We start from the raw sequence: 12,440 nt of genomic DNA, 5'->3' as shown, positions 1-12,440 counted from the left end.
GCTGTGGAATTAACTAAAGTCGACGACATTGACAACTCTACTCTTGAAGGTGCTATCTTTAAAATCGTTGATCAAAACGGTAACGACGTTCGTTCTGATTTAACTACTGATAAAGATGGAAAAATCTCTGTTTCTAATTTACGTCCGGGAGACTATCAATTCGTTGAAACGAAAGCTCCTACTGGATATGATTTAAGCGCTAAGCCAATTCCTTTCACAATTACGAAAGGACAATCTCAAGTTACTTCTGTTACAGCTTTAAATAGTTTAACGACAGGTTCAATGGAGTTAACTAAAGTTGATATTGATCACCATGGAACACTTGAAGGTGCCATTTTCAATATTTTAGACCAAGACGGAAAAGTAGTACGAGAAGGTTTACAAACAGACGGACATGGTAAATTAATCGTAAATGATTTGAAACCTGGTAATTATCAATTAGTGGAAACAAAGGCTCCTGCTGGCTATCAATTGGATGCATCACCGATAAACTTTACAATTGAAAAAGCTCAAGCTGCACCACTACAAATTACAGTTTCAAATAAAAAAGTTGATTCTTCACCAGGTGGAGATGATAAACCAATTACTCCTCCTAATAAAGAAGAGGAAACAGGTAAAGAAACTTCTGAAGAACTAGAAAAAGGTAATCCTGAAACACATGGTAAAGAAACTTCCGAAGAACTAGAAAAAGGTAATCCTGAAACACATGGTAAGGGAACTTCTGAAGAACTAGAAAAAGAAAACCCTGAAACACAAACAAACAAACAGCAAGATGACCGAAATAAAGGTAAAGAACTTCCAAATACAGGTCACAAAAATGATCCTACTCAAACAGTAGGCATCGTACTTCTACTAGCTGGATTGTTAAGTATTTTAGCTACAAAACGAAAAAAATATTATTAATAGTTTTTCACACCCAATCAAGTGAACATTTGATTGGGTGTTTTTTTATGCAAAAAAGGACGATACATAGAGTATCGTCCTTTTAACGGGGTGAGGCTGCCCAAAAGTACGGAAAACCTTTGAACAGCCTCGTATTTTCATATGGATGCCTTACATATATCACTGATGATAAGTATGAAATGCGGAAACATATTTATCATCACATGATTCAAACACGAGAAAAGAACCCTATAGGATTCTTTTCTCTACATAATCTAAAGTTTGGGTACACTAGATTCATGCAATGTAGGAGCTTTCCAAGCAGAAAGCGAACCTTCATTTAAAATGATAGCATACATATCTCCATCAAAAATATGCAAATATGCATATAGCGTTTTTTATTTCTCAATGTCAGAATATTGAAAAAACAAGGGGATAACGGTAAAATGAAGTCGTTATCCGTCTTCTTTTGTCAGTCAGAGAGAATAGAAGAATAGGAGAGGAAAAAATGAAAAAATCTTTGAAACAAAAAATAGTAAGCTCTTTGCTTGCTGTATCACTCGCTGTTAGCTTAGCTCCAATCGGACAAGCCAAAGCTGATTCTACGTCAGAAATCACACAGACTTCACCTATCACCAAACAAGTTGATGCAAGCCGCGCCATCGAACACATTCGTTTCTTATCCGAAACAATTGGTCCTCGCCCTGGTGGGACAAAATCAGAAGAATGGGCTTCTCGCTACGTTGGTATGCAACTTAAATCAATGGGCTATGAAGTAGAATATCAACCATTTCAAGTGCCTGATCAATACGTTGGATTTATTGACTCACCATTATCCACAAAGCGTAATTGGCAAGCTGGCGCTGCCCCTAACGCACTAATTTCTACAGAAGCTGTTACAGCCCCTCTTATCTTTGTTCAAGGTGGGACAAAATTAGAAGATATCCCCAATGAAGTAAACGGAAAAATTGTTCTATTTGAAAGAGGAACAACAGTTGCAGACTATAATAAACAAGTTGAAAATGCTGTTAGCAAAGGAGCCAAAGGTATCCTTTTATACAGTTTAATTGGCGGACGCGGAAATTATGGGCAAACCTTCAATCCCCGCCTAACGAAAAAGCAGTCTATCCCTGTCTTCGGTCTTGCTTATGCGCAAGGAAATGCATTTAAAGAGGAAATCGCTAAAAAAGGGACAACAATTCTTTCTCTAAAGGCGAGACATGAATCTAAATTAACATCACTAAATGTCATCGCTAAAAAGAAACCAAAAAATAGTAAAGGTAATGAAAAAGCTGTCGTTGTAAGTTCGCACTATGATAGCGTAGTTGGAGCACCTGGAGCAAACGATAATGCTTCTGGTACAGGATTAGTATTAGAGTTAGCTCGTGCTTTCCAAAATGTAGAAACTGATAAAGAAATTCGTTTTATTGCTTTTGGTTCTGAAGAGACTGGCTTACTTGGCTCCGATTATTACGTTAATAGTCTGCCCCAAAAAGAACGCAATCGAATTTTAGGTGTCTTTAATGCAGACATGGTTGCAACAAATTACGATAAAGCAAAGAATTTATATGCCATGACGCCTAACGGTTCTCCAAATCTTGTAACAGACGCGGCCTTACAAGCAGGTAAACAATTAAATAATGACCTCGTACTGCAAGGGAAATTCGGCTCTAGTGATCACGTCCCATTTGCTGAAGTTGGTATTCCTGCCGCTCTATTTATTTGGATGGGTGTCGATAGTTGGAATCCATTAATCTACCATATTGAGAAGGTATACCATACACCTCAAGATAATGTGTTAGAAAACATTTCACCTGAACGTATGAAGATGGCATTAGAGGTTATCGGGACAGGAGTTTATAATACACTTCAAAAACCAGTTACTCAAACTGAACAGAAAGCTGCTTAACCATTTAAAAGACCACTGATTTTTATCAGTGGTCTTTTATTGAGAAAATACATATATGCATAAAAGCATATTTCCTCCTGCTCATTATCATATACAATATTAACTGTAACAAAAATGATTACAACTAATAAGGAGGCTTTTTCTACTATGAAAAAAATGATTTTAGCCGGTGCGTTAACTTTAGCAGGAATTACTGGTGCTACCGCGTTTATTCCCGAAACCAAGGTCGCTGCTGCCGTTCAAGAACACAGCTTTACAAAATTTTATTCCTTGCAAACTGGAAGTAGTTCTGAACAAGAACCTGTTTTCCTTCAAAAGGGACAAGAGTTAACAATTCAACCTAATAGCAAAACTCCTAGTTACAGTGTTTATGACTCAAATCATAACCTTATCGGGCGTTATTCTGATGGGTACGGCAGAATTTTCACTGCAAAAACAGATGGAAATATGTACGTTCAATTTCATGCACCTTTCGTTTACTATAGTCCTGTTAGCTTTTCTGTTACTTATACTATCCAATAAAATAAAGGGCCTTTCTCAAGGCTCTTTATTTTGCTTCCCAATTCACTTTCACAAATCCATCTTTCACCATTACACCACTTATATTAAACACATATTTTTCATTCGCTTTTAATGTAACTGTAAAAGTACCTTTTTTCGATTCACAAGTTTCCTTTAACTCTTTTATCCCTTCCCCTTTTCTTTCATACAAGCTAAAGCATAAATTACCACGTTTTGCATCTGTCTCATAAGAAAATGTCACTTCTGTATCTTTCTCGTACTGAATTTCAATACCTTTCCCAGCAATATCCCATGATGAGAATTTTGTTTCATAACTTGTCTCTCCTTGCTTCTCACTTTCTAAATATATATCACCGGCTTTCCACATATCATCTAACGTTTGAACGAAAGCAAAGCCGCTCAGCAATACAAACATTGCACTTGCAAATATGACAATTAATGTTATCTTTTGTTTTTTCATAGCCTTCATTGTATGTTCTCCTTCTATTTTCTTTTTACTTCTTCGTATCATATATAACAAAACCCCAATAAAAAATGGCAATACAATCGCTATAACACTCCACCACTTACTTATTCCATGCGTTTTTGCATCTGTATATACCCATGATGCTACACATACTAAAAGTGCTATAAGAGTCAAAAGCATTGTAATCCCAGCTATCTCAAATACTACAAATGGATTAGCGAACTCTATCATGTAATTTATACTCCTTCTTTAAAAATGACTGTATGACAACATATATCGGAATGTATAAGTGCATCACTATAACAATTGCTATTATGATAGGTATTTTATTATCTAAATGAACAACAAACTGTTCTACAACAACTGTTAATAATACAATCCAAATAACATGTATAAAAACAAACCATCTTTTCTCTAATTTCCGAGCCTTTCGCACACTATTTTTCGTATTGTTTAGCAGCTCTGAGCTAGGAATCACCTCTCCCGCTAAGCTACTTTTTATCTTTTGATCAAACTTATCTCCCGTCATAATCGACCCCCTCCAAATGTTCCCGCATTTGCTTCTTCGCATAATTAAGGCGGTATTTCACCGTACCAATCGGTATATTTAATATTTCGCTCATTTCTTTATAAGAGTATTGTTCATAATAGTAGAGTACGAGCACGGTTTTATATTTTTCATTCAATAACTGTATAACTTCCCGTATCATTTCCGCTTCCACTTTTTGAATCAATTCTTCTGATATATCCACTTCATCTGCGAAATCGACTTCTCCCCCATACTCTTTATGAAACAAATCTAATACGCGATCTTTCCACCTTTTCTTCTTACGATAAAAGTCATAAAACGTACGAACACAAATTGTAGTAATCCATTTTTTATAATTTTCCACGCAGAAAAGCTGGTGCCTAGAGGAAAAAACTTTTATCCAAGTCTCCTGAAAAATATCTTCTGCATCTTCTTTCGTTTTCGCTAATTTATAGCATAAGGAATATATTTGCTGCTTATATATATCAATTAATTCTTCTACCTTTTCTTCCATCTTAAACCTCCTGTCATTTATATAAGACGACGCAAATTCTCCTTTTGTTTGATAAAATTTTATTTTTTTATTATTTCCATACAAAAAGGCAATCACAACATCGTGTGATTGCCTTTTACTAAAAGCGCAAAGTCGGCTTCGCTTTTCTTTATGTCCAACTCTGCCTCCTAGCCCCTTCTGCCTAAGAACCTTCCCCACAAGAAGATAAAATGCATCTTCTGTGGGAAAGAACCTTAGCCCGCGGGACTAAACAGTCGGCTCCGCTTTTCTTTATTGTCCAGCTCCAGCGGCTAGAATACTCGGTGGCTTCGCGCCTTCCTCCGAGGCAAAGTACGCCTCTCTGTCAGGAGCTCCATCCCCCTCCTATTCTGAACGAGCCGCTTCCGCTTTTCTCTATTACATTTTTTCTGGTGCAGATACTCCTACGATTGCTAATGCGTTTTGAAGTGTAGTACGTACTGCCTTCATTAACTCATAGCGAGCTTTACTTAATTCTAAGTTGTCTTGATTTAATACTTTTTCTGCATTGTAGAAGCTGTGTAATGCTGCTGCTAATTCAAATGCATAGCTTGTAATGCGGTGTGGCAGACGTTTTTGCGCTGCATCCGCAACTACAGCTGGGAATTCACCAAGTTTTTTCAGTAACTCTACTTCTTTCTCAGAAGTAACAAGTTTGTAGTTCACGTCTCCGCCTGTAGCTAATCCTAACTCTTCACCTTGACGAAGGATACTGCATACGCGAGCATGAGCATACTGTGCATAGTATACTGGGTTTTCATTAGATTTTGATACAGCTAAGTCCATATCGAAGTCTAAATGAGAATCACCGCTACGCATTGCGAAGAAGTAACGCATTGCGTCCACGCCTACTTCTTCCATAAGCTCACGAAGTGTAACTGCTTTACCTGTACGCTTACTCATCTTCATTTTTTCACCATTTTGGTACAGTTGTACCATTTGGATAATTTCTACTTCAAGTGTTTCTTTATCGTAACCAAGCGCTTGAATAGCAGCTTTCATACGAGGAATGTAACCGTGGTGGTCAGCACCCCAAATGTTGATTAACTTATCGAAACCACGCTCTAATTTATCACGGTGGTAAGCGATGTCTGGCGTTAAGTATGTGTAAGAACCGTCGTTTTTAATTAATACACGGTTCTTGTCGTCACCGTAAGTCATAGAACGGAACCAAGTTGCGCCGCCTTCTTCAAAGATCTCATCACGCTCTTTTAACACTGCAAGTGCAGCATCGATTTTTCCGTTTTTGTATAATGATGTTTCTGAGAACCATACATCGAATTTAACACGGAAGCTTTCTAAGTCTTTTTGAAGTTTTGCTAGCTCATATTTTAAACCGTATGAACGATAGAACTCATAGCTTTCTTCTGCATCAGCTTTTGCATAACGATCACCAAATTCTTCAGCTAAAAGCTTACCGATTCCAATGATGTCCGCACCATGGTATCCGTCTTCTGGCATTTCTTTCTCTAGCCCTAAAGCTTGCATGTAACGAGCTTCAACAGAAAGAGCTAAGTTATGAATTTGGTTACCAGCGTCATTAATGTAGTACTCACGAGATACATCGTACCCTGCTTTTGCTAATACGTTACATAACGTGTCACCCACTGCCGCACCACGTGCATGTCCTAAGTGAAGGTCACCTGTTGGGTTTGCAGATACGAACTCAATTTGTACTTTTTCACCTTTACCAGTATTCGTTTCACCGTAAGCTTCGCCAGCGTTAACGATTGTTGGGATTAAGTCTGTTAAGTAGCTATTATCCATGTAGAAGTTAATGAAACCAGGACCTGCGATTTCAATTTTTTCAATAGAAGCTTTTGCTTTATCGAAGTTTGCAACTAATTCTTCTGCAATCATACGAGGTGCTTTTTTCGCAACGCGTGCAAGTTGCATTGCCATATTTGTAGAGAAATCACCGTTTGTTTTATCTTTTGGAGATTCTAATACAACGTTTGGAATCTGTTCTTCTGTCGCTAATTCTGCCTTTAATACAGCAGCTTGAATTTCTTCTTTAATTAATCCTTTTACTTGTTCTAAAGAATTCATTATTTTGCCTCCTTCAAATTAAGTGTAATTGTATATCTGCCAGCTTCTTGTTCACTTAGAAGCAATGCGTACGTTAAGAAGAGTTGTCCTTTTTTCTTTTCATCCGACCATTTAAAAAGAACGTTATCCGTTTTCGTTTGCAATGCAAACGTACCAAGTTCACTCGTATACGTACCAGTTGTCCATTCACCTTTCACATGCGTTTGACGCATTGAAACAGCACCTGAACGCATAATGAGAACTTGTTCACCTTGAATTTTAATAATTGTTTTCACTTCGCCCTGTTCGTTCGGCTCTTGGAATGTTACATATGTACCTTGACCTTTTACATAGTATTGACCATTTGCTTCAAAAGCAACGGTTTCCTTCCTCGCCCCTTCACGGATTTCTGTTACGAAATGAACGTGTACCGGCAAGCCTGCAAGTTGTTTCTCCACGTCTTGCACACCCTTCACATGTTATAGATATTAAATATTACTTATAATAAATCACTTTTCCTATCATATCAAAAAAAACCTCTGTCTGTCTGCTGAAAAATCAGGAAAACTCCTTTTCAAAAAATAATTCACTTTCACTTTATTTCATATGATAAAATATTTTTTAAATCTAAATATTCTTTCATTTAAAGAGGTGAGTTAAGTGCTACCAACAAAATTGAAAAAAGGTGATGAAATTAGAGTCATTTCACCATCTTGTAGTTTAAGTATTGTCTCAAATACGAACCAAGAGCTTGCTATAAAAAGATTAACTGACATGGGCTTTCAAGTTACATTCTCAACATATGCTGATGAGATCGATCGATTTGCTTCTTCTTCCATTTCTTCACGCATTCAAGACCTCCATGAAGCATTTAGAGACCCGAATGTAAAGGCCATTTTAACGACACTTGGCGGATACAACTCTAATGGTTTATTGAAACATCTCGATTATGATTTAATTCGAGAAAATCCAAAGTTTTTCTGTGGCTATTCTGATATTACCGCTTTAAATAATGCCATCTACGCAAAAACAGGACTCGTTACATATTCAGGACCCCATTTCTCTTCATTTGGAATGGAAAAAGGTCTCGAATATACGACTGATTACTTTTTAAAAAGCTTAACTTCTAATGAGCCTATTGAAGTCCTGCCATCTGAAAAATGGAGCGATGATTCTTGGTACATCGATCAGGAAAATCGAGAGTTCATTAAAAATGAAGGATACGTTTCCATTCACGAAGGCGAAGCAACTGGAGTGATTATCGGTGGTAATATGAGCACATTGAATTTACTACAAGGTACACCGTATATGCCAAATTTACAGGATAAAATTTTATTTCTTGAAGAGGATAGTTTAACTGGAACAGCTACTCTTAAAACTTTTGATCGTTATTTACATTCCCTTATGCAGCAACAAGATTTTGAGTGCGTAAAGGGCATCGTTATAGGAAAGATGCAAAAAGGTGCAGAATGTACGATAGAAGACATTCAAGAAATGATCGCTGCAAAACCTGAACTTTCACATATCCCTATCATTGCAAACGCAAGTTTCGGGCATACAACCCCGATTTTCACTTTCCCAATTGGCGGACGTGCAAAAATCATTTCTAACAAAGAAAAGACATCGATTACCATTTTAACGCACTAAAAAAGGAGCGAATGAGTCGCTCCTTTTATGGTTTTTCTATTTTTTCCAACGCTTTTTGCGGAATTGATTCTTTTGAGATTTCAGCCCATCCTTTTCCTTGCATACCTTTTGCATAAATTTTTATAAATGCTCCCGTATGCAATTCACGGTTCATCATTCTTTTCACAACTTGTAACTTTCCGTCTTCTGTATACCCTTTAAAGGTATATAAGTATTCTCCATCTTTTTTCTCACCTTTATCTATAACCGCATAATAATCTTGTATTTCTTTATTTGAAAAGAAGTTGTCTACAAAAGCATGTACACCTTCTGTTTTTGTGTTTAAATAATATGCTGTTCCCCCTAAAATAATGGCGAACACAGCTAAAACTTTAATTACCAATTTCATAAATGCGCCTCCTGTTTGCACTTCTTTCTCACTAACCTTATGTCTATACATGTATTATACGAAAAACAACATACTATACTCTATCGAAACGCCTTACACTTTCCTTACATTATTGTAAGAGTTTTTCCCTTTATAGCAAATTCCCATCAAAAAATTTTTCCGTTTAACAAACTTTTATATTATTATTGAATGATACGAATTTTTATTACAAAAATCAAAGGAGACAGTTTTCAAATGGCTATCTTGCAAGGTTTAGCACTATTACTTGTTGTACTTTGTCTATTTACACTTTTTAGTTACCGTGCTCCTTACGGCATGAAAGCAATGGGTGCTTTAGCTAATGCAGCAATCGCAAGTTTTCTTATTGAAGCATTTCACCGTTATATCGGTGGAGAAATGTTTCATAATGACTTTTTACAATCAGTAGGAGAAGCTTCTGGTAGTATGAGCGGTGTCGCAGCGGCAATTTTAGTCGCACTAGCAATCGGTGTTTCACCCGTATATGCTGTGTTAATCGGTATCGCTACTAGTGGGTTCGGTATTTTGCCAGGATTTTTCGCTGGATACGTTTGTGCTTTCGTCGTGAAATTTCTCGAAAAGAAATTACCAGCTGGTGTAGAATTTTTAGCAATTTTATTTATTGCCGCACCAATCTCGCGCGGCATGGCTATGCTTATGGATCCGCTCGTGAACGCAACACTCGGTAAAATCGGTTCTATGATTTCAGTTGCAACTACAGAAAGTCCTATCATTATGGGTATTATGCTTGGTGGATTAATAACAGTTATTTCTACCTCTCCATTAAGTTCTATGGCACTAACTGCAATGCTTGGATTAACAGGTTTACCAATGGCAATTGGTAGTCTTGCCGTAGCAGCCTCAGCCCCAATGAACTTTATTTTCTTTAAGCGACTAAAAATTTGCTCAAAGAAAGACACAATCGCTGTAGCAATCGAGCCTTTAACACAAGCCGATGTTGTTTCAGCAAATCCAATTCCAATTTATGCGACAAACTTCGTTGGCGGTGCACTTGCTGGTATTATTACATCTCTGTTCCAGCTCGTTAATAATGCGCCAGGAACAGCATCACCAATCCCAGGACTTCTTGTCTTATTCGGATTTAATGACGTTGTAAAAGTAACAATTGCTGCTATACTATGTGGAATCGTTACCACGATTGTTGGATATATCGGATCAATCATATTCCGCAAATATCCAATTCGTTCTGCTGATGAAATTCGCGGCATTACTTCTGAAGAGAAGGTTGCATAAAAAAAGAGCCCCCCTATTCATATAGGAGGCTCTTTTTTTATGCAGCTATGGCAGCTAGAATGATTGGTGGCTTTGCTTCTTCCTTCGAGGCAAAAAACGCCTCTACGTCTAAAGCTCCATCCCCCTCACATTCTAAACAAGCCGCTTCCGCTTTTACTTTATCCAGTTACGCCTCCTAGACCCTTGCGTCTAAGAACCTTCCCTGCCAAAAGGTAAAAAAGCACCTTTTGCAGGAAAGAACCTTAGTCACCGGGTCTAAACAGTCGGCTTCACTTTTACTTCACCCAACCGAGCAGCATTTCCCGCACGAATTTGCTTGCTGCGACTGGTGTTTGATCACTATGGTCGTAGACAGGGGCTACTTCTACTAAGTCTGCTCCAACTACATTTATATTTGAATTTGCAATTGCTACGATGGAATCTAATAATTCTTTAGATGTGATACCTCCAGCTTCTAACGTTCCTGTTCCTGGAGCGTGAGCTGGGTCTAATACGTCAATGTCGATTGTGACATAAACTGGGCGTCCTGCAAGTTTCGGCAATACTTCTTTTAACGGTTCTAATACGTCAAATTTATATAAGTTCATACCTACTTCTTTTGCCCATTCGAATTCTTCCTTCATTCCAGAACGAATACCGAAAGAATATACGTTTTCCGGACCAATTAAATCGCACACTTTACGAATAGGTGTAGAGTGGGATAAAGGCTCCCCTTCATACGATTCACGTAAATCAGTATGAGCATCCATATGGATGATTGCTAAATCCGGATATTTTTTTGCCATTGCCTTAAAAATTGGCCAAGACACTAAGTGCTCACCGCCGAGACCTAGTGGAAACTTATCGGCATCTAAAAGTTTTGATACATACTCTTCAATCATGTCTAAACTACGTTGTGCGTTTCCGAATGGTAATGGGATATCACCCGCATCAAAATATTTTACCTCTTCTAGTTCACGATCTAAATATGGGCTATATTCTTCAAGACCGATTGATACTTCACGAATACGTGCAGGGCCAAAGCGAGAACCTGGACGGTAACTTACTGTCCAATCCATAGGCATCCCGTAAATAACTACCTTTGACTCTTCAAAACTTGGATGACTTTTAATAAATACTTTACCTGAATAAGCTTCATCAAAACGCATATTCTTTTCCTCCTTATGTGGAACTTAAGGTATCCCAACCTTTCATTATTTCTCAAATTTGGAGCGCATTGCTCCTCTTTCTCGATTTACCGGGTCTTCTGTTTCATAACAAGAAGACGATTTTCTTTACAGGAGTGTAAGTAGCTAGCATGTTCAAGTCTTCTGGACAAACACCTTAAATGAGCTACTTACACTTTATTTGTTCAATACGATTCTCTTACTTAATTAAATCGCCAACAAATTTCGGTAATGCGAATGCTGCATTGTGTAATTCTTTTGTGTAGTATTTCGTTTCGATTTCGTGGAAACGCTCTTCACTTACTTCTAATGGATCATGTTTTTTAGATCCAATTGTGAACGTCCAAAGACCACTTGGGTAAGTTGGAATGTTCGCAGTGTATAAACGAGTAATTGGGAAGATTTCTTTTACGTCTTTAAACACAGTTGTAATTAGTTCTGGTGTGAACCAAGGGTTGTCCGTTTGTGCAACGAAAATACCGTCTTCTTTTAACGCTTTAGAGATTCCAGCGTAGAAGCCTTTTGTAAATAAGTTTACTGCTGGTCCTACTGGCTCAGTAGAATCTACCATAATTACGTCATATTCATTTTTGCTTTCTGCGATGTGTAGGAAACCGTCTCCTACTTTTACTTCTACACGCTCATTGTCTAATGCACCTGCAATTGATGGTAAGTATTGTTTAGAGTACTCAATTACTTTTCCATCGATTTCAACAAGAGTTGCTTTCTTTACGCTTGGGTGTTTTAACACTTCACGAATAACACCACCATCACCGCCGCCAACAACTAATACGTTTTCAGGGTTTGGATGTGTAAATAAAGGTACGTGCGCTACCATTTCATGATAAACGAACTCATCTTTTTCTGTTGTCATAACCATGCCGTCTAAAATAAGCATGTTTCCAAACTCTTCCGTTTCAACCATATCAAGTTTTTGGAATTCTGTTTGCTCCGTATGTAATGTGCGGTTAATACGCGCCGTAATCCCAAAATGTTTTGTTTGTTTTTCAGTGAACCATAGTTCCATCGTACAATCACGCCTCTCAATGCAAATTTATAATAGGGACATCATTAATGTCCCCTAACAAAAATAAAACAA

At 37.6% G+C, this 12,440-nt stretch carries 13 protein-coding genes; 5 read left to right on the top strand and 8 right to left on the bottom strand.

What is annotated here, in order from left to right; all coding sequences use genetic code 11:
• From MR113_RS12100 to MR113_RS12090, 3 genes are all read left to right on the top strand, one after another.
• Positions 1-903 (top strand): MSCRAMM family protein (locus MR113_RS12100; RefSeq protein ID WP_242254451.1); only part of this gene is annotated, 903 nt, incomplete at its 5' end.
• Positions 904-1,390: 487 nt separating this feature from the next.
• Positions 1,391-2,791 (top strand): M28 family metallopeptidase, encoded by a 1,401-nt coding sequence (locus tag MR113_RS12095; RefSeq protein WP_242254449.1) that lies wholly within the window; start codon positions 1,391-1,393, stop codon positions 2,789-2,791.
• Positions 2,792-2,938: 147 nt separating this feature from the next.
• On the top strand, positions 2,939-3,313 hold the full coding sequence (locus MR113_RS12090; RefSeq protein ID WP_242254447.1) for a hypothetical protein: 375 nt from the start codon (positions 2,939-2,941) through the stop codon (positions 3,311-3,313).
• Between the two features lie 25 nt (positions 3,314-3,338).
• Here the strand turns inward: MR113_RS12090 and MR113_RS12085 are convergent, their stop codons facing one another.
• The 5 genes from MR113_RS12085 to MR113_RS12065 all read right to left on the bottom strand — a co-directional run bounded on the left by MR113_RS12085 (position 3,339) and on the right by MR113_RS12065 (position 7,326).
• Complete coding sequence (locus tag MR113_RS12085; RefSeq protein ID WP_242254446.1) at positions 3,339-4,010, bottom strand: anti-sigma factor; 672 nt, start codon at positions 4,008-4,010, stop codon at positions 3,339-3,341.
• Complete coding sequence (locus tag MR113_RS12080; RefSeq protein ID WP_242254444.1) at positions 3,994-4,308, bottom strand: anti-sigma factor; 315 nt, start codon at positions 4,306-4,308, stop codon at positions 3,994-3,996. Before MR113_RS12080 ends, MR113_RS12085 begins: the two co-directional genes overlap by 17 nt.
• Positions 4,295-4,822, bottom strand: a complete 528-nt coding sequence (locus MR113_RS12075; protein WP_242254441.1) for an RNA polymerase sigma factor — start codon at positions 4,820-4,822, stop codon at positions 4,295-4,297. The genes MR113_RS12080 and MR113_RS12075 overlap by 14 nt, the downstream gene beginning before the upstream one ends.
• Before the next feature lie 396 nt (positions 4,823-5,218).
• Positions 5,219-6,889 (bottom strand): arginine--tRNA ligase, encoded by a 1,671-nt coding sequence (gene argS / locus MR113_RS12070; protein ID WP_001086441.1) that lies wholly within the window; start codon positions 6,887-6,889, stop codon positions 5,219-5,221.
• The gene (locus MR113_RS12065; protein ID WP_000414871.1) at positions 6,889-7,326 is read right to left on the bottom strand and encodes a YwiB family protein; all 438 of its coding nucleotides are present in this window, start codon (positions 7,324-7,326) and stop codon (positions 6,889-6,891) included. The genes argS and MR113_RS12065 overlap by 1 nt, the downstream gene beginning before the upstream one ends.
• 202 nt (positions 7,327-7,528) lie before the next feature.
• Here MR113_RS12065 and MR113_RS12060 point away from each other — a divergent pair, with 202 nt between their 5' ends.
• Complete coding sequence (locus MR113_RS12060; protein ID WP_242254439.1) at positions 7,529-8,515, top strand: S66 family peptidase; 987 nt, start codon at positions 7,529-7,531, stop codon at positions 8,513-8,515.
• Between the two features lie 25 nt (positions 8,516-8,540).
• Here the strand turns inward: MR113_RS12060 and MR113_RS12055 are convergent, their stop codons facing one another.
• Positions 8,541-8,903: a YxeA family protein gene (locus MR113_RS12055; protein WP_061680051.1), complete on the bottom strand. Its 363-nt coding sequence runs from the start codon at positions 8,901-8,903 to the stop codon at positions 8,541-8,543.
• Between the two features lie 234 nt (positions 8,904-9,137).
• Between MR113_RS12055 and MR113_RS12050 the strand changes: the two genes are divergently transcribed.
• Positions 9,138-10,175 (top strand): PTS sugar transporter subunit IIC, encoded by a 1,038-nt coding sequence (locus MR113_RS12050; protein WP_242254437.1) that lies wholly within the window; start codon positions 9,138-9,140, stop codon positions 10,173-10,175.
• A gap of 275 nt (positions 10,176-10,450) precedes the next feature.
• Here the strand turns inward: MR113_RS12050 and speB are convergent, their stop codons facing one another.
• Both speB and speE read right to left on the bottom strand, forming a co-directional pair.
• Positions 10,451-11,323, bottom strand: coding sequence for an agmatinase (gene speB, locus MR113_RS12045; RefSeq protein WP_001209831.1), 873 nt, complete (start codon positions 11,321-11,323; stop codon positions 10,451-10,453).
• Between the two features lie 217 nt (positions 11,324-11,540).
• Positions 11,541-12,368: a polyamine aminopropyltransferase gene (gene speE, locus MR113_RS12040; RefSeq protein ID WP_242254435.1), complete on the bottom strand. Its 828-nt coding sequence runs from the start codon at positions 12,366-12,368 to the stop codon at positions 11,541-11,543.
• Positions 12,369-12,440: the final 72 nt, after the last annotated feature.

The organism is Bacillus cereus group sp. BfR-BA-01379 (assembly GCF_022663605.1).
GTDB classification, from domain to species: Bacteria; Bacillota; Bacilli; order Bacillales; family Bacillaceae_G; genus Bacillus_A; species Bacillus_A mobilis.
Note: the sequence above shows the minus strand (reverse complement) of the source record. Positions and strands in the feature narration are given on the sequence as shown.